This is a genomic window from Elioraea rosea (genome assembly GCF_007644105.1).
GTDB lineage: Bacteria > Pseudomonadota > Alphaproteobacteria > Acetobacterales > Acetobacteraceae > Elioraea_A > Elioraea_A rosea.
Genome location: NZ_VFAC01000036.1, coordinates 1 through 19,367, shown reverse-complemented (window position 1 = coordinate 19,367; position 19,367 = coordinate 1). Strand labels below are relative to the sequence as shown.

Genomic DNA, 19,367 nt, shown 5'->3' with positions numbered 1-19,367 from the left:
GCGGGGCAGGGGAGGAATACGGCATGGCACGGCGTCCGCCCCTGCCGCTGCCCGCGCTCGTCGAGGATGCGGTGCTTGCGGCCAACCAGGCCTTCTACGATGCCTTTGCTGGCCGCGACATCGCCGCGATGGAGGCGATCTGGTCGCGCGAGGGGCCGGTCGCCTGCCTCCATCCAGGATGGAACCCGCTGACCGACCGCGACGAGATCGTCGCGGCCTGGACGGCGATCCTGCGCAACCCCGAGGCGCCCGACGTGGTGTGCGAGAGCGCGGTGGCGCTGATGCTCGGCGGCGACACCGCGATGGTGATCTGCCACGAGCGGGTGGGCGGTGCGCTGCTTGCCTGCACCAACCTGTTCCGGCTCGAGCAGGGGGCGTGGCGGATGGTGCTGCACCAGGCGGGCCCTGTCGGCGAGGAGCCGCCGACGCGCGACGAGGAACCGCCGCCGCCGCACCGGATGCACTGATCGGAATTGATCGAACGGAAGAAGGGCGGCCCTGGGGCCGCCCTTCATTCCTGCGCGTCCGGCAGGTCGGTCAGCGCAGCGAGCGGTCTGGCGCGCCGAACACCATCTCGTCGTCGTGCAGGCTCTCGCGCGGGGTGAACATCGCCACCCGAACGGCGGGCGCAGGCTGCGCGGCGGGCCGTGCGGCAGGCGCCGCGGCCTGTGCCACGGTCTGGACCGCACTCTGGGCCACGACCGGAGCGGGGGCGCGGGTGACAGGCTCGGCCACGTCGCCGATCTCGGAGGCGATCGCGTCGGTCAGCGCTGCCGGGCGGCCGACATAGCCCGCTGGCCGCGCGGCGGCACGGGCCGCGCGCTCGTCGAGCCGGGCGCGGGCGACGGTGATTGGGTTCAGGGGCGGCAGCGGCGCGCCATTGGCGAGGCGCGGCAGGACGAATCCGTAGGTGGGGTAATGACGGCCGAAGCCGTCACGGTCGCCATGGATCTCGACGCGGACGGTGGTCCAGTCGTTCCGGTCGGACACGTCGATCATCGACACGTCGCGCGCTACGCGGCCCTTGGGGAAGCCAGGGCCGGGCCAGTTCGCGTGCTCGACGAGGATGTGGCGGGAGGAGACGACGCGCGAGACGACCGAGACATGGCCGAGCCGCATGCCGCCGGAGGAGCGGAACACCAGCACAGCGCCGGGCTCCGGCGCGTTGGCGCGGGCGTAGCGGCCCTCTGCCTGGCGCCACCACGTATGGGCGTTGCCGGTGATGTCGATGCCGGAAACCTGGCGCGCATAAGGAACGCATTCGAGGCGGCCGGCGGACGCGCCGCCGCGCTGAAGCGCGATCTGGCGCGTGGTCTGGCGGGAAGCGGAACTGGTGGCCGAGGAGCTGGCCGAGGCCTCGAGGGCGGGGAGGGCGAGGAGGGAGGCAATGCCGAGCGCGGCAAGGAGACGGCCGCAACGATCGACGCGCATGGCTGGAGTGCTCCTGGCTGATAGCGAAACAAGGCGGGGCAGACCCAAGCGCTTGACCATGGTGTTCCGCCCGAGACAACCCGTAGAGCGACGTGCCTCCGTATTGCCGCAATGTTTCACCCGATCCCGCTGTGTAGAAACTGTTGAAATGGGTAGACAGTCCTATAACAGCGTGTTTCGGGATGTTTCGGGGATTGCCGCGAGGTCAGCGTGCCGAACGCCTGCCCGAATGAGGCGAGGCCCCGGCACGAACCGCGCCGGGGCCCCGCAAGTCTATGATTATTAACGAAAAGTTAAGCTACTTGCAGGCAACTACCATGATTTCGACGAGCATGTTCGGCGTCGCGAGCTTCGACTCGACGCATGCGCGGGCAGGCGCCTGGCCGGGTGCGACCCACGGCGTCCATACCTCGTTCATCTGGTCGCGCAGGGAGATGTCGGAGAGCCAGATCTGGGCGGAGAGGATGCGCGTCTTGTCGGTGCCGCGCTCCTCGAGCGCGGCGTCGATCTGGGCAAGGATGTCGGCCGTCTGGCCCTTAATGTCCTTCGAGGTGTCCTTCGCGGTCATGCCGCGGAGGAAGACGAAGCCGTGATAGTCGACGGCGTCGGAATAGATCTTGCCCGGGTTGATGCGTTCGATCCGGCTCATGCCTCTCTCCCTTTCCTTCGTTCGGGTGTGCGCGGCAGGGGATACGCGGTCGTGAACGCGTGGGCAACCGGGTGCGGGTTGCGCCGAGGTCTGGGAGCGGGAAGAACGCGGCGATGGAAACGCTCTCCCGCTACACGCCCCAGGCGCTCGCCGCGCTCCGCATCGCCACGGCGCTGATCTTCATCCCGCACGGCACGCAGAAGCTGTTCGGATTTCCCGCCCCGCCGTCAGGCGGGGAGATGCCGCCGCTCCTGTCGCTTATCGGCATCGGCGGGGTGCTGGAGGTCGTCGGCGGCGTGCTGATCCTGGTCGGGCTTTTCACGCGTCCCGTCGCCTTCGTTCTGTCGGGGATGATGGCGGTCGCCTACTGGATGTTCCACGCCCCGGACAATCTCTACCCGCTGCTCAACGGCGGCGACGCGGCCATCCTCTACTGCTTCGTCTTCCTGCTCTTCGTGTTCACCGGGCCGGGCGCCTGGAGCGTCGACGGCTCCCGCGACAGCTCGCCCGCGAGAGGCTAGAAGCGCAGCGTCTCCATGGCTGCGAAGGCGAGGCCGCAACCGCAAGTGGGGCAGGTGCCGAGCGCCGCGCGCACGGCCTCGACCGCCGCCTCCTCGTCCGCCGCCGCAAGCGCCGCCTCGAGCTTCGCGCGCAGGGCATCGTGATCCGATGCCGCGCTGCACGCGGCGGCACGCTCGGAGAGGAGCGATTCCGTCTCGCCATCGGCCTGTTCGAGGCGGAAGGCGTGGGCAGGGGCGGCGAGAGGCGCCAGCACTGCGGCGAGCAGGACGCGTCGTGTCGTCATGCCGGGAACATACCGCGCAGGCGCCGTCCCCGCCACGTCACGCCACCGCGATCCAGCCGTCCTGCCGCGCGCCCTTCGCGATCGCCTCGAACACCGCGGCGGAATGCACGGCCTCCTCGAGGCTGAGCGGGTAGGGCGCGCCGCCCGCCGCCGCAGCGGCGAAGGCTTCGAGCTCGGCGCGCTCGATGTCGACCGGGTCGAATCGGACGTGCTCGTGCTCGGCTCCCTCGCGGCCGACCACGAGCTTGTTCGTGCCCCACATCTCCACCCAGGCCTTCGAGCCGAACACCTGCACGCGCCATAGCCGCGGCGTCGCGGCGAGCGTCGTCAGCGTGCCGGTCATGCCGGAGGCGAAGCGCAGGAGCATCGCCGTCGTGTCGTCGAGCCCGTTCGTCGCGACGCGTGCGTGCGAGACGACCGAGACGGCCCGCATCTCCCCGCACAGCATCCGGAACATGTCGACCATGTGGATGCCCATGCCTGCGAGGCCGCCCGCAGGGCTCTCCGACGGGTCGGCGCGCCACATGCCCGGCTTGTAGGCGAGCGCGCCGGGGCCGGAGATGTTGCCCTCGATGTGAAGGATGGTGCCGAGCTCGCCTGCCTCGATCATCTCCCTGAGCCTTCGCGCGGCGGGAAGGAAGCGGCGATTGTGCCCGAGCGCCATCGTGACGCCGGCAGCGCGCACGGCAGCGACGGCCGCTTCGGCATCGGCCTTCGTCAGCGTGAACGGCTTCTCGACGAAAATCTGCTTGCCCGCCTTCGCCGCGTCGATCACCTGGCGGGCGTGCTGCGAATGCGGCGAGGCGAGAACCACGGCCTTCACGCGCGGGTCGGCCAGCACGGCCTCGTAGCTCGGGTGGAGCGTGATGCCCTTCTCCGCGGCATAGTCGCGCGCCTTCTCCGGCGTCCCGGTCGAGCCGGCGACGAAGCGGATCGCCTCGCTCCTGCCCTGCACGCTTTCGACCAGCACACGCCCCCAGCGCCCCATCCCGACGATCGCCGCATCCAGCATCATGGTCTCTCTTTCATGTCCGCTTCGGGTTCATGTCCGCTTCGGGCCGAGCCCGCGCTCGAGCGCGGCCGCGACACGCTTCCGCCGCTTCATGCCCCAGAGGAACACGGGGATACAGAGGGCGACGAACAGAAGCACCGCCGGCCTGAGCCCGATCGCCTCCGCAAGCGCGCCGAGCGACAGCGCGCCGACGGCAGGGCAGGCGCGCACGATCAGCCCCCAGATCGACATCACCCGCCCGCGCATCGTGCGGTCGGACGCCGTCTGAGCGAGCGTCTGCACCGCGATGCCGTGCACCACCTGGGCCGCAGCCGAGGCCGCGGCGCCGAGAAGGCCGATCGCGAAGATGTCCGTCGCTGCCATCAGGAGCGCGCCGAGCGCGATGGAGAGACCGGCGATCAGCGCGATCAGCGTCATCCCCCGGATGCCGCCGCGCGTGACGAAGACGATGCCGGCGACGAGCGCGCCGAGGCCCGTCGTCGAGGTCAGCATGGCGAGCCCCTCGGCTCCCTTCTGGAACAGGCCGTCCGCGAAGGCAGGCATCAGCTCGAGCATCGGCCGGGCGAACACGCCGATCACGCCGGCGAACAGCATGATCCGCCCGATGCCCGGATGCCGCGCGACGTAGCGGAAGCCGTCGACCATCTCGGCCAGGATCGAGCGCGAGGGCGCATGGCCGATCCTGTCTGCCGGATCGACGCGCAGAAGCAGGAGCGAGGCGGTGGCGATCAGGTAGAAGAGCCCGTTCGCCGCGATCGGCACGGCGATCGAGGTCTCGACGATGAGCAGCCCGGCGAGCGCGGGGCCGGTGAAGCGGGCGACGTTGAAGGTGAGGCTATTCAACGCCACCGCACCTGGCAGGTCCTCCCGCGGCACGAGGCCCGGCATAAGCGACTGCCGCGCGGGCTGCGCGAAGGACTGCGCCACGCCGAGGACGAGCTCGAGCGCGATCAGGCGGGGGATCGAGATCTCGCCGAGCGCGGTGAGCGTGGCGAGCAGGGCGGCCTGGACCACGACGATCGACTGCACCGTCATCGTCAGCCGCACGCGGTCGGTCCTGTCGGCCACCGCGCCGGCGATCGGGCTCACCACAACGGCGGGAAAGAGGTCGGCGAAGGCAACGACGCCGAGCCAGAAGGCGGAGCCCGAGAGGTCCCACGCCAGCCAGCCGACGGCGATGCGCTGCATCCAGAGCCCCGTCCAGGCCAGGAGGGAGCCGCCGAAGAACACGCGCCCGTTGCGTGAGCGCAAGGTGCGACGGATCGAGACGAGGCCTGAGGCGGCGGGGGAGGACATGCGGGTGGCGCGAGCATCGCCCCGCGCGCCCGGAGCGGCAAGGCGGGTCGCGCCGTGCTGCTACGACAGGATCAGGCGCGGTTGTGTCGCCTCTGGTCGATCTCGCGCCCGCTTCGGTTGCAGCCCCTGGCCGGCGATGGGACGGTCGCCCTGCCCGATTGCGGGCGATTTGAGCCTTCCTGCCGGCAGGATTTTCTCGCGTAGGGCCGCGTGCGGTGCGCCGCGGCCTCTCACGCGGCCTCTCACGCCAGCGCGTCGCGCACGCGGTGGAGCAGCCTCTCGCGCGCTTCGTCGTCCGGTGCGTCCTCGAGGCGGCGGCGGAGTTCGAGCACAAGTGCGGCACGCTCGTTGTGCCAGTCATGCACCGCATGGGCCTGGCTCGGGGCGAGCCGCGGGGCGGCGCCGCGCGGGCGAGCCGGGCCGTCGGCGGGAAGGGCGTAGGCGGCGTCCATCTCCGGCAGGAACACGGGCGGGCGCTCGCCCCGCAGCGCCTCGGCGAGGCTCGCGCGGGCGTCGTCCTCGCCGTGCACCAGGAAGATGCCCTGCCGAACGGGCCGCCGCGCATTCGTCCAGGCAATCAGGTCGCGCCGGTCGGCGTGGCCGGAGTAGCAGTCGAGCGTGCGGATGCGCGCGCGCACCGCCACTTCCTGGCCCATGATCGACACCGCTTTGGCGCCGTCGACGAGCAGCCGCCCGAGCGTTCCCGGCGCCTGGTAGCCGGTGAACAGCACCGTCGACTGCGGCCGCCAGAGATTGTTGAGAAGGTGATGGCGGATGCGCCCGGCATCGGCCATGCCGGATGCGGAGAGGATGACGATGCCCGCCCCGATCCTGTTCAGCGCCTTGCTGTCGTCGACCGTGCGGGTGAAGCGGATGTTCGGCCCGGCGAGGAACGTCTCTGCCGGCTCGGTCTCCTCCGGAAGCTCCTTGAGGTGCTTGCGAAAGGCGGCCGTCGCCTCCGTCGCAAGCGGGCTGTCGATCACCACGGGAAGGGCGGGCAGCTCGCGACGCTCCATCATGAGGTCGAGGTCGTGCAGGAGTTCCTGCGTGCGCTCGACCGCGAAGGCCGGCATCAGGAGGTTGCCGCCTGCCGCCATCGCGGCGCGCACCTCGGCCGCGAGAAGCCCGCGCCGTTCGGCGGGCGAGGGGTCGTCGCGCTCGCGGTTGCCGTAGGTGCTTTCGACCACGAGAAAGTCGATGCCGTGCGGGGCTTCGGCGTCCTCGACGAAGGCCTTGCCGCCCGGGCCGATGTCACCGGAGACGAGAAGCCGCGCCGCCTCGGCCCCTTCGCGGGGGATCTCGATCTCGACCGAGGCCGAGCCGAGCAGGTGCCCCGCGTTCCAGAACCGCGCGCGGACGCCGCCTGCGAGCGGGATCCACCGCCCATAGGGCTCCACGTGGAACCGGTCGAGCGAGGCCTCCGCGTCGGCGCGGGTGTAGATCGGCGTGACGAGCTCGCGCCCGCGCGCTGCGTTGCGGCGGTTCAGCCGCTCGACCTCGGTTTCCTGGATGTAGCCGCTGTCGGGAAGCATGACCGCGGCGAGATCGACCGTCGCTGCCGTGGCGTGCACGCGGCCGTGGAACCCCTCGCGCACGAGCTTGGGGATCAGCCCGGCATGGTCGATATGGGCGTGGGTGAGCAGCACGGCGTCGATCCGCTTCGGGTCGAACGGGAAGGGCCGCCAGTTCAGCGACTTGATCGTCTTCGGCCCCTGGAACAGGCCGCAGTCGATCAGGATCTCCGCGCCGTTGGCGGAGAGGCGGAGGCAGCTTCCGGTGACGGTGCCGGCCGCACCGTGGAACGTGAGGGTCGGGTCCATGGCGGCCAGAGTAGGCATGGCGTGCAGGATTGGCGATGGAGGTGGCATGGAAACCGGACAGATCGCGGCGCTCGTCGGGGGCATCGCGATGCTTGTGATCCTTTGGCCGATCGCGCGCCGCCTTGGCAGCTCCGGCGCGCCGGTCCTGCGCTGGGCCGTGCTCTGGGCAGCCGTCCTTGCCGGAGTGCTTGCGCTCTATTCCCTTGTGCTCGCGCCGATGGGGGTTGGGCTCCGGTGAGGAGTGTGCTCCCGGGCGCAGCGCCGAGGCTCATCGCCCTGGCTTGATGCCCTGCGCGCTGGTGCGAGCGGCCTCGGGTGGGGCGCCCGCCAGCGTCGGGGCACGAGGAGGCCCGCCATGCCGGCGCTCACGGTGTTCGCTTCCGCAATGGCCATTGCCGCGTCCCTGGCGCTGCTGGTTGCCATCGTCCGCAAGGACCTGGGGAAGCAAGGCGTCCAGCCGATGCAGTGGCTGGGGCTCTGGCTTCTGTCGATCGTCGTCCTCACGATCACCTACACCTCCGTGATCGAGCCTCTCGGCATCTACGAGTGCCGCCCGTTCGAGGGGCACGGATACCGCACCTACACCTGCCGCTGAGCCCTCAGTCCTGGAACACGGCCTCGAGCTTGTTGCCGTCGGGGTCGACCACGAAGGCGGCGTAGTAGGTCGGGCCGTAATGCGGCCTCAGCCCGGGCGGTCCGTCGCAGCGCCCGCCTTGCGCGAGCGCCGCTGCATGGAAGGCGTCGACCGCCGCACGGTCGGGCGCGTCGAAGGCGAGGTGGAAGCCGGGGCCCGGCGGTGTCACCGTCCCGTTCTGCAGCTTCAGCGCGAGAAGGTCGCCCTGACCAGGCGGGCCATACCCCGCGCCACGCTCGTTCGACCACACGCGCGCCCCGCCGAGCGGGGCGAGGGCCGCATCGTAGAAGGCGATCGCGCGGGAAAGGTCGGACACGCCGAGGGAGAGGTGCCCGAGCCGCATCGCCCCCGCCTACCAGCCGCGAACGGGAGGCTGCGCGGGCGCTGGCGCAGGCAGCGGAGCGCCGGAGGCCGGTGGCGGCGGCAAGGCCGTGCCGCGCCGGAACTCGGAGCTGGCAGGCTGGCCGGTGCCGGTCATCGGGGGCTGGGCCGAGGCCGGGAGCGCTGCGGGGGCTGGTGCCGGTGCGGCGGCGGCCGGCCCGGCAGCGGGGCGGTTCTGCGCCTCGATGCGCTGAAGGCACTCGCGCGTCAGCCTGTCGCGCTCGCGGAACTCCGACTGCCGCGCGAACTCCGCGCTCATGCTCGTCTCCTCCATCAGGGTCGCGGGGCCGGACATGGAGCTGTCGATCATCAGGTTGCGGCCCCGGTTGCGGTCGAGCACCAGGCGCTCGGCCTGGGCCGCGCAGGCCGCCTCGGCGCTGCTTCGATGGTCCTGCCGCTCGGCGCAGGCAGCGGCGAGCACGACGAGGGCGAGGGCGAGGGGGCGCATGGGCATCCTTGTCGAATGGCGCCGCTCAGGGCGCGGAAGGCAGCGCGACGGCAAGCGATGCCCGAAGTGCGGCATGGTCGAAACGTGCGTCCGCCGCAAGCGGAAAACGCGAAGCGGCGCGCACGAGCGCGGGGTGGATCTCCGTGCCGTCGGCGGAGATGTCGAAGAAGCGCCGCGCCCAGGGGGCGTTGGCCATCAGCTCGATCAGCGCGAGCAGGCGGAAGCACACGGCAAGCCCGTAGAGCGAGCCGAGGCCGACCGTTGCATCGACGGCCGCCGCCCAGCAGCGCGCGTCCTCGTCGGCGATGACGAGCTCGGTGACGCCGCCGTCGCCGCGCTGGAACACGACGGCGCGGGCCTCGCCCCAGGCCTCCGCGGCGGCAGCCTCGCGCGCGGCGTCCCAGGCGGCGAGGAGCTCGCGGCCAGAGACGCTCGGCAGACGCTCGGGCGGCAGGGGAACGTCGTAGCGCAGCATGCCTGCGCCCGGCGCGGTCAAGCGTATCCCATCGGGCATCGACAGAAGATGGACGCTCCGATGGCGGCTTGCCAGCGCGAAGCCGCGATCGCACGCTTGAGAAGGTGATGAGTGCCGGGCGCGCGGCGGAGCACGAGAGGAGCTGCAATGACTGAGGCGTGGCGGATGACGGCGACCGAGGCGCGGGCGGCGATGGCGGCGGGGCGGCTCACACCCGTCGCGCTGATGGAAAGCTGCCTCGCCCGGATCGCCGAGCGCGAGCCCTCCGTCCGCGCCTTCGCCTGGCTCGATCGCGACCATGCGCTCGCCCAGGCGCGCCGCGCCGATCCCGCTAGGCCGCTCGGTGGGCTGCCGATCGGTGTGAAGGACGTGATCGAGACCGCCGACATGCCGACGCAGAACAACTCGGCGATCTGGGCAGGCTACCGCCCGCGCGGCGATGCCGCCTGCGTGGCCTGGGCGAGGGCCGCCGGCGCGGTGGTGATGGGCAAGACGGTGACGACCGAGTTCGCGACCCGGCACCCCGGCCCGACGCGCAACCCGGCGAACCTCGCCCACACGCCCGGCGGCTCCTCCTCCGGCTCGGCGGCCGCGGTGGCGGACGGGTTCGTGCCGTTCGCCTTCGGCACTCAGACGGCCGGAAGCATCATCCGCCCCGCCGCCTATTGCGGCGTCGTCGGCTACAAGCCGACCTACGGCATGATCTCGCGCATGGGCATGAAGATCATGGCCGACAGCCTTGATACGATGGGATGCATGGCGCGGTCGGTCGCCGACGTCGCGCTGTTCGCAGGCACGCTCTCCAACCGCGACCTCGGCGACCCGGACAGGGTGCCGGGCGCCGCACCGCGCATCGGCCTCTGCCGCTCGCCCTCCTGGAAGGCCGCGGCGCCGGAGACGCAGGCGCTGATGGAGCGTGTGGCCGCAGCCCTCGCCAAGGCCGGCGCCAAGGTCACCGACCACGCCTTGCCCGACCGCTTCGCCGCGCTCGAGGAGGCGCATCCGGTCATCATGAACGGCGAGAGCGCGCGCTCGATCGGGTGGGAGCTGACGACGCATCGTCACCTCGTCTCCGCCGCGCTGCGCGAGAAGCTCGAACCGATGATGGACCTGCCTGGGGAAAAGCTCGAGGCGGCGCTCGCCACGGCGAAGGGCTGCATCGATGCCTTCCCCGCGGCGATGGAGGCGCTCGACGTGCTCGTCACCCCCTCCGCGCCCGGCGAGGCGCCGGAGGGCATCGGCTGGACCGGCGACCCGGCATTCAACTACCTCTGGACGACGCTTCGCGTTCCCTGCGTGACCGTTCCGGCAGGCACTGGGCCGAAGGGGCTTCCCTTGGGCATCCAGATCGTCGGGCGGATGGGCGAGGACCGCGCCGTGCTCGCCTGGGCGCGTTGGGTGCAGAACGCGATCGCCTGAGCGCGCACGGGTCGGCCCCGTCGCGGGCGGCAAGCAGGTCCCGCGCCGACTCGAGCATCGCGAGGCGGCCCGCGAGGGAGAGGCCGCGCGGGTCGATATGGTCGAGCCCGGGGATGACATGAAGCACCGCCCGGTCGCCCAGCATCGCGGCGAGGCGGCGGCTCTCGGAAGGCGGCACGATCGGGTCCTCCTCGCCATGGACGAGGATGGCGCAGGCGGCGAACCCCGCGAGCCGTTCGGGTGTGAGCGTCAGCGCTTCGAGCGAGTTCTGCATTCCGGATGGCAGGTCATTGATCCGTCGTGGAATTGCGTCTGGATCGTTTTCCTCCGCGAGCGCCAGGACGGCGGCACCGGACGGGGTGAGCCTCCCCGCAAGGGTGGCCGCGTCGATGCCTGCGAGCCGCCGCCGTGCAATCTCAGCAAGAAGCGCGCGGTCCCCCGCATCGGGCAGCGACGCCGCATTGGCGAGCAGGAACAGCCAGACCGACCCCCGCGCAGGACGCCCCTGCCGCCAGCCTGTCTCGCCCGGGTTCCGCCAGGCACCGGTGGCGAGGAAGGTCACCACCGCCTCGGTCGACTGGTAGGCGCCCAGGGTGGCGACGAAGCCGAGCCGCTTGCCCGCCCGCGCGGCCGCGAGGAAGGCGGGGCCGGCGGCGTAGCTGATCGCCGCGACCCCCGCCGGCCCGGGCCCCTCCGGCAGCGCGTCGATCGCCGCCTCGATCACCGCTGCATCAGCGGCATCGGCGGAGAGGCGCCTGGCGGCAGGAAGCTCGGGCACAAGGACGAGGAACCGCGCCCGCGCCAGGCTCTGCGCCAGCGGCACGAGGCGCGCATCACGACGCCCCTGCTCGGAGAGGCCGGGCACGAGAACGAGCCGTGCGAGCGGTTCCTCGCCCGGCACCCAGAGATCGGCCGGGTGGCCTGCCACTGTAACGGGCTTCAGGCTCGGGGCAGGCGTCGAAGCCTTCAGGTCGCTCGGGCCCGGGCCGGCCTCGATGTCGCCGAGCAGCCGCCCCGCCTCGCCGCCGCAGCCTGCGAGAAGGCTCAGCGCGAGAAGGAGGCGACGCATTCGAGATGCGGAGACCACAGGAACTGGTCGATCGGTACGGCGCCGTCGAGCCGGAACCCGGCTTCGTGCAGGATCCTGGCATCGCGCGCCAAGGCATTGGGATTGCAGGATACGTATACGATTCGCCGGGTGGGTCCCGAGGCGAGGGCGGCGACCTGCGCTGCAGCCCCGTCGCGCGGCGGATCGAGCACCACCGCCGCCAGTCCCTTCTGCTCGGCAGCCGAGAGCGGCCGGGTCGTGAGGTCCCGCGCCTCCGCGACGATGCGGCCCGACAGGCCGGCGCTGCCGATGCCCTTCTTCAGCGCGGCGACCGAGGCGGCCTCGCCCTCCGCTGCGAGAACCCGGAACCGCTCCGCGAGCGGGAAGGTGAGGGTGCCGCAGCCCGCGTAGAGGTCGGCCACGCGCGCATTGGCGGGCAGGTCGGCCAGCGCGGCGAGGACGGCAGAGACGATCGCGGCCTCGCCTTCCTCCGTCGCCTGCAGGAACGCCCCCGCCGGAAGCGGGACGGAGGCCGCCCCGAAGCGGACGGTGGGCGGCGCGAGCACGGCGACGGGCTCTGCCTCATGGCCTGGCTGCGACCAGTTCAATCGGGCGAGCCTTGCCTCGCGCGCGAAGGCGGCAAGCGCGGCGCGCGTCGGCCCATCCGGTACGCGGGCGGAGACGAGCCAGAGATCGACGCCCTCGCGCGCGAGCGTCATCACCGCGGAAGCGTCGCGCAGCAGCGCGGCGAAGCGCGGTGCGGCCGCCCTCAGCGCGGCGGCGGCCTCCCGCAGGGCGGGGTGAAGCACGAGACAGCCCGGAATGTCGGCGACCGCCCCCGAACCGCGCGCGTGGAAACCCACGATCGCGTGCCGCCCCTCGAGGCGGATGGCAAGGTCCGCCCTGCGGCGCGTGCCCGGCGCGCTTCTTGCCAGCGGGGCCATCGCCACCGCGGGAAAGCCCGCGCGGGACAGAGCCGCAGCAGCGAGCCCCGCCTTCCAGGTGGCGTAGAGCGCCTCGCCCATGTGCTGCACCGAGCAGCCGCCGCAGAGGGCAGCGTGCTGGCATGGCGGGGCGATACGCTCGGGCGAGGGCGAGAGCACGGAGACGAGCCGCGCGGCCACGCCTTCCCCGCGCTTTGCCCCAGGCGCTGCCTCGACCGTCTCGCCGGGAAGCGCGCCGGCGATGTAGGCGGCCCGCCCATCAGGAAGCGTGGCGATCCCGTCGCCGCCCGCGCCGAGGCGGGCGACGGCGAGCGTCAGGGGTTCGGCAGCCGGAGCATCACTCCGGCGCGCCGAACGCCGCGATCCCTGTCTGCGCACGGCCGAGGATCAGCGCATGGATGTCGTGCGTGCCCTCGTAGGTGTTAACCGTCTCGAGGTTCATCACGTGGCGGATCACGTGATACTCGTCGACGATCCCGTTGCCGCCATGCATGTCCCGGCTCACGCGCGCGATGTCGAGCGCCTTGCCGCAGTTGTTGCGCTTGAGCAGCGAGATCATCTCCGGGGCCGCGCGCCCCTCGTCCATCAGCCGTCCGAGGCGAAGCACGGTCTGCAGTCCGAGCGTGATCTCGGTCTGCATGTCGGCGAGCTTCTTCTGGATCAGCTGCGTCGCCGCGAGCGGCCGGCCGAACATCTTCCGCTCGAGCGTGTAGCTGCGCGCCGCGTGCCAGCAGAACTCGGCCGCGCCGAGCACGCCCCAGGAGATGCCGTAGCGGGCGTTGTTGAGGCAGGAGAACGGGCCCTTCAGCCCCTTCACGCCGGGGAGCTGGTTCTCGGCCGGCACGAACACGTCCTGCATCATGATCATGCCGGTGACCGAGGCCCGCAGCGAGAACTTGCCCTCGATCTTCGGCGCGGTGAGACCGTTCATCCCCTTCTCGAGGATGTAGCCGCGGATCTCGCCGGCATCGTCCTTCGCCCAGACCACGAAGACATCGGCGATCGGCGAATTCGAGATCCAGGTCTTCGACCCGTTCAGAACGAACCCGCCATCGACCGACTTCGCGCGCGTGCGCATGCCCGCGGGGTCGGAGCCGGCATCGGGCTCGGTCAGCCCGAAGCAGCCGACCCATTCGCCCGTGCGAAGCTTCGGCAGGAACTTCTCCTTCTGCGCGTCGGACCCGAACGCCCAGATCGGGTACATCACGAGCGAGGACTGCACGGAGAAGGCGCTGCGGTAGCCGCTGTCGACGCGCTCGACCTCGCGCGAGATCAGCCCGTAGGCGACGTAGGAGACGCCGGCGCAGCCATGGCTGTCGAGCGTGGCGCCGAGGAATCCCATCTCGCCGAACTCGTTCATGATCTCGCGATCGAACCGCTCGTGGCGGTTTGCCTCGAGCACGCGCGGGAAGAGCTTCTCCTGGCAGTAGTCGCGCGCGGCATCGCGGATCATCCGCTCGTCCTCGGTGAGCTGGTCATCGAGCAGGAGGGGGTCGTCCCAGGTGAACTTGCCCCAGCCCCGCTTCCTGGCGGGGGCCTGGGTGATCGGCTGCACGACGTTCATGGCGGGTCTCCCGTTTCTGTCCGGTGATATCGCCGCGGGGGGGCGGGGGGCAAGGGCGCCCGGGATCGAGGGCAGGACGAACTTCCCGAGCCTGCCCGTGCTGCCTCCGCGCTCCGGGGTTGGAACCATCCTGGATGCACCGCGTTGACCGGGCTGGCGTCGGCCGCGATGGCGGCTGGCGGCGCTTTTTTTGCACGGAGGAGGCATCATGGTCGCGATATCCGCTCCAGGGGTTCCGAGGCCCCTGCACCCGCTTCACGCGATCCTACTGGCCTTTCCGTTCCCCCTCTTCCTTGGCGCGCTCATCAGCGATCTCGCCTACTGGGCGAGCTTCCACGTCCAGTGGGCGAACTTCTCGTCCTGGCTCATCACCGGCGGGCTGCTGTTCGGCGCCGTCGCGATGCTCTGGGCGCTTGTCGAGCTGGTCCGCGGCCCGCGCGAGCGCCGCAGGCGCCTTGCCGTCTACTTCCTCGTCCTCCTCGCGATGTGGGTGATCGGGTTCATCAACGCCCTCGTCCACGCGATGGATGCCTGGGCGACCATGCCGGAGGGGCTCTACCTCTCCGCCGTCACGGCGCTGCTGGCCTTCGTCGCCGCCTGGATGGGCTATTCCCGCCCCCATGCCCATGAGGTGCGATGATGCGCGCTCTTCTGCTGATCGGCTTCGCCGCGATCGCACTTTCCGCCTGCGACAACGACCCCGGCCCGGTGCAGCGCGGCACCAACCCCGAGCTGCCGGAGCCGCGCCGCGGCCTGTTGCCGGACATGACGGTGCCGAGGCCTGCAGACTGGGGCAACGAGCTCCCGACGGTGCCGGAGGGCTACACGATCCGCGCGATCGCGACCGATCTCAGGATCCCGCGCCAGACCCTGCTTCTTCCGAACGGAGACATCCTGGTCGCCGAAGGATCGGGCGGGAACGCGCCGCCGCTCCGGCCGAAGGACTTCATCGCCGGCTTCATCAAGGGGCTCGGCAAGAGCTCCGTGACCGGCGGCGACAGGCTGACGCTGCTGCGCGATCCGAGCGGCGACGGAAGCTACTCCGAACGCGGCGTGTTCGCAGACGATCTCAACGCGCCCTACGGCCTCGCGTTCGTCAATGGCGCGATCTATGTCGCGAACCAGGACGCGCTCGTACGCTTCGACTATGTGGACGGCCAGACCGAGGCGAGCGGGCCGCCGACGGAGGTCGCGAAGCTTCCCTCGGCCATCAATCACCACTGGACCAAGGCGCTGGCGGCGAGCCCCGACGGGGGGTTCCTTTATGTCGGCATCGGATCGAACAGCAACATCACCGAGCGCGGCATGACCGCCGAGGTCGACCGGGCGATGGTGTGGCAGATCGACGCGGAGACCGGCGCGCACAAGCCCTACGCCACCGGCCTTCGCAACCCGACCGCGCTCACCATCCAGCCCGAAACGGACACGCTCTGGGCAGTGGTGAACGAGCGCGACGAGATCGGTCCGAACCTGGTTCCCGACTACCTCACCTCCGTGCGCGAAGGCGGCTTCTACGGCTGGCCCTACAGCTACTGGGGCCGGAACGTCGACCGGCGCGCCCAGCCGCAGGACCCGGAGAAGGTCGCCGCGGCGATCACGCCCGACTACAGTCTCGGCGCGCATGTCGCCGCACTCGGCGTCGCGTTCTCGACGCCTGCGATGGGCCAGACCTTCGCCGACGGGGTGTTCGTCGGCGAGCATGGAAGCTGGAACCGGAACATCCCGTCAGGCTACCGGGTGGTGTTCGTTCCGTTCAGCGATGGCCGCCCGGCGGGCGACCCGATCGATGTCGTCACCGGGTTCCTGGGCGAGGACGGCAAGGTGCGCGGCCGGCCCGTCGGCGTGACGGTCGACCCGCGCGGCGCGTTGATCGTCGCTGACGACCTCTCGAACACCGTCTGGAGGATCACGCCGAACCGGGCGCAGTGAGACGGGAGGCGCGCGAACGATTGCGACGCCGCTCCAGAGGGTTTGGCATCGCAGCCGTTCACCCCACGGCTTCGCGGTACGACGCCTCCCGTCCCGCGTTGTCGGCGCCGCCGGGCGCGGAGCGTGCAGCCCGTGTCGCGACCTTGAACGCGTCCTCCACCATGCGCAGTGCGCCATGGTGCTCGGAGTAGATCCGGATCAGCTCGCCCGCCTCGGGCCGCGCGAAATCACCCAGCAGCTCGGCAGCGACCGGCGACCAGGTGGTCACCACCGCGCCCATCGCGGTCAGCCGCGCGACGGCGGCCATCTCCGCGCGGCTGTCGAGCGAGGCCGAAGCATCGAGCACGACATAGACCTGGAACCCTTCCGCAAGCGCGGGCTGGGCGGTGAAGGTGACGCATTGCTCGGTGGTGATGCCGGCCATCACCAGCTGTCGCCGCCCCGTCGCACGCACGGCATCGGCATAGCCCGGCGCGTCCCACGCGCCGACGGTCGAGCGATTGAAGAATTGCATGTCGGGAATGATCTCCTCGATCTCCGACATCTCGGCGCCGAGATAGGTTCGCCCAGAGCGGTCGCCCGTGCCGAAGGTCGGCAGGCGGAAAAGCCGGGCCACCTTGGTCAGCGCGACGGCGTTGTTGCGAAGAAGTCCCGGCTCGATCGATCGGCAGGCCGTCATCAGCCCGTGCATGTAGTCGATGGGGAGATAGACCGTGTCGTTCGGGTCGAGCCGGCGGGCAGTGGCGAGCGGCGAGAGCATGGGCATTCCTTCGGGCGTGGAACGGGCCGCCACGTTAGGAACGCAGGCTGGGCGGATGCGTGACCGGGCTTGGGAAAGGTGACCGATCCTGCGCTATTCGCAGGTCACCCGCGCCGGCCCCCGCGTACCGCGCGCGGCGAGGTTCCGAACTCCTGCCGGAACGCGCGCGACAGGGCCTGGCCGGATTCGTAGCCGACGGCGAGCGCGACCTCGAGCACCGACGACCCTCCTGCCGCGAGCATCTCGCGCGCGCGCTCGAGGCGAAGACGCTTCTGGAAGCGATGCGGCGAGACGCCGAGCGAGGCCTTGAATGCCTTGGCGAAATGGAACGGCGAGAGGTTGGCGATCGCGGCGAGCTCTGCGAGGGAGAGCGCATCGCCCTCCGCTTCGGCGATCGCCTCCGTCACGCGTGCGACGACGCGGGGCGACAGGCCTCCCTTTGCAGGCTTCGGCGCATCGCCCGCAAGCGACGCGAGTTGCGCCAGGAGATGCTGCAGCATTCCGTCGAGATGCAGCCGTCCGGGCCGCATCCCCTGGCTCTGGATGTGCCAGAGGCCGGTCATCCAGTGCTCGGCCGTCCGATCGAAGAAGGGGCCGGAAGAGAGCGCGGCGAAATCCGGCGCCGTCCCGAGTTCGACGAAGGTCTCGTGCAGCAGCGCGGTGGTGATCGTTAGGGCGCGAATGGCGTGCGGGACGCGAACGATGAGGTCCGTCGCCGTCCCGACGGGAACCATCCACAGCGAGGAGGAAGGTACGATGCCGTCGAACCGGGCGGAGCCCCACACCTTGCGCAGGCTGATGCCGGGCGAGAGCGGCTGCACCAGGAGGAGTTCGGGCGCCGGGGGCGAGGAGTAGTCGCCGGCGGGCTGGCGAAGCTCGGCCATCCATCCGGCATTGCCGACCAGCTTGTGGCTTTCGACGTAATGCCGGAGCGGCTCCGCCTCGTAGAACCGTGCCATCGGCACGAGGGACCCGCCAGCCTTGCCCATCCGCCCCCCCGCCCGCCGTGTCGGTTCGCTGGCCAAGGATAGGCGGTCAGCCCGGACAGGCCCAAGCGGATTGCGCGAGGGCTTGCCCGTTCCAGCTACCGGACGATCACGTTCCGGAACTGCCAGGGATCGTCGAGGTCCACGTCCTCGGCGAAGAGGCCCGGGCGGTTGGTCAGTGGCGTCCAGTCGGTGAAGGCGCCGACCACGGGGCCGAGATAGGGCATCTGCACTTCGAGGCAGCGGCGCCAGTCGATCTCGTCCGCGTCCACCACGCCGGCGCGCGGGTTCTCGATGGCCCACACCATTCCGGCGAGCACGGCCGAGGTCACCTGCAGGCCGGTGGCGTTCTGATAGGGCGCCAGCCGGCGCGCCTCCGCGATCGAAAGCTGGCTGCCGAACCAGTAGGCGTTTCGGCCATGGCCGTAGAGCAGCACGCCGAGCTCGTCGATGCCGTCGGTGATCTCATCGTTCATCAGCCGGATCCGCGGCTGGCGATCGAAGGCGCGGCCCTCGAACTCGTGCAGCGACAGCACCGTGTCGTCGCACGGGTGGTAGGCGTAGTGGCAGGTGGGACGGTACGTTACCCGGTCGCCCTCGCGGAGAGTGAAATAATCCGCGATCGAGATGCTTTCGTTGTGCGTGATGAGCCAGGCGAGCTGCGGCCCGGCGGAGGGAACCCAGCTTCGCACGCGCGTCGCGCATCCCGGGCGGGCGAGGTAGATGGCTGCGTCGCAGCCGAACTCGTGGCGGCGTCCATCGGGCGGCAGTGCCTTCTCATGCGTGCCGAAGCCGAGCTCCGCCGGCTGCATCCCTTCCGACAGGAACCCCTCGATCGACCAGGTGTTGACGAACTCGCCGATCTCCTTCGGCCTGCTCGCGCGCTGCGTGTCGCGCTCGGCGATGTGGAGGCCCTTCACGCCGAGGCTCTGCGCGAGCCTGCTCCAGCCCTCGCGCGTCGTCGGCGCGGTCGCGTCCTTGCCAAGGCTGTCGGCGAGATTGACGAGCGCCTGCTTGACGAAGTGGCTCACCATCCCCGGGTTCGCGCCGTGCGCGATCAGCGCGGTGGGGTCGTTGTGGCCGGGCCGGCGTAGCGCCCGCATGCCCTCGCGCAGCGCGTAGTTCGTGCGCTGGCTCATCGAGAGGGACGGGTCGGTGTAGCCGCCGGGCCAGGGCTCGATGCAGGTGTCGAGGTAGAGTGCGCCCCACTCGCGGCAGAGCGTGACGAGCGCGACGGAGGACACCTCGACGGATAGGTTCACCAGGAAGCCGCCGTTCTTCAGCAGCGGCTCGAGCTCGGAGCGCAGGTTCTCGCGGGTGAGCGCGAGCTTGCGGAAGCGGATGCCCTCCTTCTCGGCGATGGCGCGGGCGCTGTCATCGGGATCGATCACCAGCATCTTCTCGCGCGGCGCGTCGATGTGGCGGAGGATCAGCGGCAACGTGCCGCGGCCGATCGAGCCGAAGCCGATCATCACGATGGGCCCATCGAAGCGGGCATGGGTCATCCACTCGGCCATGACGGTCTCCTTCGGGGAAAGCCTCGGGCGGGGGAGAGGCGAGGCGTGCGGCCCTCAGGCCGCAGCGTCCTCGGCGTCGGCAAGCGGGGCGCGCGAGGCCGCGCGGCGCGGCAGGCGCATGAAGTCGGGCATGAAGTCGCCGAAGCCGACGACGCGGTCCTCGCGCTCCTCGCGGTCGTCTCGGCCGCGGCCGCGCGAGGGGCGCTCGGCCTCGCCGCGCGGACGGTCACGCCGCCCAGGAGCCGCGTG

General features: G+C 70.9%; 21 protein-coding genes and 1 pseudogene. 7 read left to right on the top strand and 15 right to left on the bottom strand.

Annotated features, from left to right (window positions below; all coding sequences use genetic code 11):
• The first annotated feature begins 23 nt into the window (after positions 1-23).
• Positions 24-467 (top strand): nuclear transport factor 2 family protein, encoded by a 444-nt coding sequence (locus FIF60_RS17505; protein WP_144299580.1) that lies wholly within the window; start codon positions 24-26, stop codon positions 465-467.
• A 70-nt stretch (positions 468-537) separates the two neighbouring features.
• On the opposite strand, the gene FIF60_RS17500 is transcribed toward FIF60_RS17505, so the two are convergent.
• Both FIF60_RS17500 and FIF60_RS17495 read right to left on the bottom strand, forming a co-directional pair.
• Positions 538-1,431 (bottom strand): CHAP domain-containing protein, encoded by an 894-nt coding sequence (locus FIF60_RS17500; protein ID WP_144299579.1) that lies wholly within the window; start codon positions 1,429-1,431, stop codon positions 538-540.
• Positions 1,432-1,729: 298 nt separating this feature from the next.
• Positions 1,730-2,080: a RidA family protein gene (locus FIF60_RS17495; RefSeq protein ID WP_144299578.1), complete on the bottom strand. Its 351-nt coding sequence runs from the start codon at positions 2,078-2,080 to the stop codon at positions 1,730-1,732.
• Positions 2,081-2,193: 113 nt separating this feature from the next.
• Here FIF60_RS17495 and FIF60_RS17490 point away from each other — a divergent pair, with 113 nt between their 5' ends.
• Complete coding sequence (locus FIF60_RS17490; RefSeq protein WP_144299577.1) at positions 2,194-2,601, top strand: DoxX family protein; 408 nt, start codon at positions 2,194-2,196, stop codon at positions 2,599-2,601.
• Here the strand turns inward: FIF60_RS17490 and FIF60_RS17485 are convergent.
• From FIF60_RS17485 to FIF60_RS17470, 4 genes are all read right to left on the bottom strand, one after another.
• Positions 2,598-2,885 (bottom strand): hypothetical protein, encoded by a 288-nt coding sequence (locus tag FIF60_RS17485; protein ID WP_144299576.1) that lies wholly within the window; start codon positions 2,883-2,885, stop codon positions 2,598-2,600. The two genes, FIF60_RS17490 and FIF60_RS17485, sit on opposite strands and share 4 nt — an antisense overlap.
• A 37-nt stretch (positions 2,886-2,922) precedes the next feature.
• Positions 2,923-3,900, bottom strand: coding sequence for a Gfo/Idh/MocA family protein (locus FIF60_RS17480; protein WP_239451695.1), 978 nt, complete (start codon positions 3,898-3,900; stop codon positions 2,923-2,925).
• 27 nt (positions 3,901-3,927) lie between these two features.
• Positions 3,928-5,193: an MFS transporter gene (locus FIF60_RS17475; protein ID WP_144299575.1), complete on the bottom strand. Its 1,266-nt coding sequence runs from the start codon at positions 5,191-5,193 to the stop codon at positions 3,928-3,930.
• A 242-nt stretch (positions 5,194-5,435) separates the two neighbouring features.
• Positions 5,436-7,013, bottom strand: a complete 1,578-nt coding sequence (locus tag FIF60_RS17470; protein ID WP_144299574.1) for an MBL fold metallo-hydrolase RNA specificity domain-containing protein — start codon at positions 7,011-7,013, stop codon at positions 5,436-5,438.
• 46 nt (positions 7,014-7,059) lie between these two features.
• On the opposite strand from FIF60_RS17470, the gene FIF60_RS17465 reads away from it, so the two are divergent.
• Together FIF60_RS17465 and FIF60_RS17460 are read left to right on the top strand one after the other, a co-directional pair.
• Positions 7,060-7,251, top strand: coding sequence for a hypothetical protein (locus tag FIF60_RS17465; RefSeq protein WP_144299573.1), 192 nt, complete (start codon positions 7,060-7,062; stop codon positions 7,249-7,251).
• Between the two features lie 117 nt (positions 7,252-7,368).
• Positions 7,369-7,608, top strand: coding sequence for a hypothetical protein (locus FIF60_RS17460; protein WP_144299572.1), 240 nt, complete (start codon positions 7,369-7,371; stop codon positions 7,606-7,608).
• A gap of 4 nt (positions 7,609-7,612) precedes the next feature.
• Here FIF60_RS17460 and FIF60_RS17455 read toward each other — a convergent pair whose 3' ends face one another.
• Genes FIF60_RS17455 through FIF60_RS17445 form a run of 3 tightly spaced genes read right to left on the bottom strand, consistent with a single transcriptional unit; the run spans position 7,613 to position 8,972 of the window.
• Positions 7,613-7,990 carry a VOC family protein gene (locus tag FIF60_RS17455; RefSeq protein ID WP_144299571.1) on the bottom strand — a complete coding sequence of 126 codons (378 nt, stop codon included), beginning with the start codon at positions 7,988-7,990 and terminating at the stop codon, positions 7,613-7,615.
• A gap of 9 nt (positions 7,991-7,999) precedes the next feature.
• The gene (locus FIF60_RS17450; protein ID WP_144299570.1) at positions 8,000-8,476 is read right to left on the bottom strand and encodes a hypothetical protein; all 477 of its coding nucleotides are present in this window, start codon (positions 8,474-8,476) and stop codon (positions 8,000-8,002) included.
• A gap of 25 nt (positions 8,477-8,501) precedes the next feature.
• A complete protein-coding gene (locus FIF60_RS17445) occupies positions 8,502-8,972 on the bottom strand; it encodes a hypothetical protein (RefSeq protein WP_144299569.1) in 471 nt (156 codons plus the stop codon).
• Positions 8,973-9,098: 126 nt separating this feature from the next.
• Between FIF60_RS17445 and FIF60_RS17440 the strand changes: the two genes are divergently transcribed.
• Entirely contained in the window at positions 9,099-10,370 is a 1,272-nt protein-coding gene (locus FIF60_RS17440; RefSeq protein WP_144299568.1) for an amidase, read from the top strand.
• Positions 10,371-11,414: 1,044 nt separating this feature from the next.
• On the opposite strand, the gene FIF60_RS17435 is transcribed toward FIF60_RS17440, so the two are convergent.
• Together FIF60_RS17435 and FIF60_RS17430 are read right to left on the bottom strand one after the other, a co-directional pair.
• Positions 11,415-12,740, bottom strand: coding sequence for a class I SAM-dependent RNA methyltransferase (locus tag FIF60_RS17435; protein ID WP_239451694.1), 1,326 nt, complete (start codon positions 12,738-12,740; stop codon positions 11,415-11,417).
• Positions 12,700-13,926 (bottom strand): acyl-CoA dehydrogenase, encoded by a 1,227-nt coding sequence (locus FIF60_RS17430; protein ID WP_144299567.1) that lies wholly within the window; start codon positions 13,924-13,926, stop codon positions 12,700-12,702. The genes FIF60_RS17435 and FIF60_RS17430 overlap by 41 nt, the downstream gene beginning before the upstream one ends.
• A 208-nt stretch (positions 13,927-14,134) precedes the next feature.
• Between FIF60_RS17430 and FIF60_RS17425 the strand changes: the two genes are divergently transcribed.
• Positions 14,135-14,566, top strand: a complete 432-nt coding sequence (locus FIF60_RS17425; protein WP_144299566.1) for a DUF2231 domain-containing protein — start codon at positions 14,135-14,137, stop codon at positions 14,564-14,566.
• A complete protein-coding gene (locus FIF60_RS17420; protein WP_144299565.1) occupies positions 14,563-15,855 on the top strand; it encodes a PQQ-dependent sugar dehydrogenase in 1,293 nt (430 codons plus the stop codon). The genes FIF60_RS17425 and FIF60_RS17420 overlap by 4 nt, the downstream gene beginning before the upstream one ends.
• Positions 15,856-15,913: 58 nt before the next feature.
• On the opposite strand, the gene FIF60_RS17415 is transcribed toward FIF60_RS17420, so the two are convergent.
• The 4 genes and pseudogenes from FIF60_RS17415 to FIF60_RS21725 all read right to left on the bottom strand — a co-directional run.
• Positions 15,914-16,615 carry an isochorismatase family protein gene (locus FIF60_RS17415; RefSeq protein ID WP_158639279.1) on the bottom strand — a complete coding sequence of 234 codons (702 nt, stop codon included), beginning with the start codon at positions 16,613-16,615 and terminating at the stop codon, positions 15,914-15,916.
• Positions 16,616-16,719: 104 nt separating this feature from the next.
• Entirely contained in the window at positions 16,720-17,574 is an 855-nt protein-coding gene (locus FIF60_RS17410; protein WP_158639278.1) for an AraC family transcriptional regulator, read from the bottom strand.
• 125 nt (positions 17,575-17,699) lie between these two features.
• On the bottom strand, positions 17,700-19,118 hold the full coding sequence (locus FIF60_RS17405) for a homospermidine synthase (protein ID WP_144299562.1): 1,419 nt from the start codon (positions 19,116-19,118) through the stop codon (positions 17,700-17,702).
• A gap of 54 nt (positions 19,119-19,172) precedes the next feature.
• A pseudogene (locus FIF60_RS21725) lies at positions 19,173-19,367 on the bottom strand (hypothetical protein); the annotation flags it as partial.

Bases quoted from the DNA above. Each gene is read 5' to 3' on its own strand.
- FIF60_RS17505 (WP_144299580.1), top strand. From the start codon at position 24: ATGGCACGGCGTCCGCCCCTGCCGCTGCCCGCGCTCGTCGAGGATGCG.
- FIF60_RS17500 (WP_144299579.1), bottom strand. From the start codon at position 1,431: ATGCGCGTCGATCGTTGCGGCCGTCTCCTTGCCGCGCTCGGCATTGCC.
- FIF60_RS17495 (WP_144299578.1), bottom strand. From the start codon at position 2,080: ATGAGCCGGATCGAACGCATCAACCCGGGCAAGATCTATTCCGACGCC.
- FIF60_RS17490 (WP_144299577.1), top strand. From the start codon at position 2,194: ATGGAAACGCTCTCCCGCTACACGCCCCAGGCGCTCGCCGCGCTCCGC.
- FIF60_RS17485 (WP_144299576.1), bottom strand. From the start codon at position 2,885: ATGACGACACGACGCGTCCTGCTCGCCGCAGTGCTGGCGCCTCTCGCC.
- FIF60_RS17480 (WP_239451695.1), bottom strand. From the start codon at position 3,900: ATGATGCTGGATGCGGCGATCGTCGGGATGGGGCGCTGGGGGCGTGTG.
- FIF60_RS17475 (WP_144299575.1), bottom strand. From the start codon at position 5,193: ATGTCCTCCCCCGCCGCCTCAGGCCTCGTCTCGATCCGTCGCACCTTG.
- FIF60_RS17470 (WP_144299574.1), bottom strand. From the start codon at position 7,013: ATGGACCCGACCCTCACGTTCCACGGTGCGGCCGGCACCGTCACCGGA.
- FIF60_RS17465 (WP_144299573.1), top strand. From the start codon at position 7,060: ATGGAAACCGGACAGATCGCGGCGCTCGTCGGGGGCATCGCGATGCTT.
- FIF60_RS17460 (WP_144299572.1), top strand. From the start codon at position 7,369: ATGCCGGCGCTCACGGTGTTCGCTTCCGCAATGGCCATTGCCGCGTCC.
- FIF60_RS17455 (WP_144299571.1), bottom strand. From the start codon at position 7,990: ATGCGGCTCGGGCACCTCTCCCTCGGCGTGTCCGACCTTTCCCGCGCG.
- FIF60_RS17450 (WP_144299570.1), bottom strand. From the start codon at position 8,476: ATGCGCCCCCTCGCCCTCGCCCTCGTCGTGCTCGCCGCTGCCTGCGCC.
- FIF60_RS17440 (WP_144299568.1), top strand. From the start codon at position 9,099: ATGACTGAGGCGTGGCGGATGACGGCGACCGAGGCGCGGGCGGCGATG.
- FIF60_RS17430 (WP_144299567.1), bottom strand. From the start codon at position 13,926: ATGAACGTCGTGCAGCCGATCACCCAGGCCCCCGCCAGGAAGCGGGGC.
- FIF60_RS17425 (WP_144299566.1), top strand. From the start codon at position 14,135: ATGGTCGCGATATCCGCTCCAGGGGTTCCGAGGCCCCTGCACCCGCTT.
- FIF60_RS17420 (WP_144299565.1), top strand. From the start codon at position 14,563: ATGATGCGCGCTCTTCTGCTGATCGGCTTCGCCGCGATCGCACTTTCC.
- FIF60_RS17415 (WP_158639279.1), bottom strand. From the start codon at position 16,615: ATGCTCTCGCCGCTCGCCACTGCCCGCCGGCTCGACCCGAACGACACG.
- FIF60_RS17410 (WP_158639278.1), bottom strand. From the start codon at position 17,574: ATGGCACGGTTCTACGAGGCGGAGCCGCTCCGGCATTACGTCGAAAGC.
- FIF60_RS17405 (WP_144299562.1), bottom strand. From the start codon at position 19,118: ATGGCCGAGTGGATGACCCATGCCCGCTTCGATGGGCCCATCGTGATG.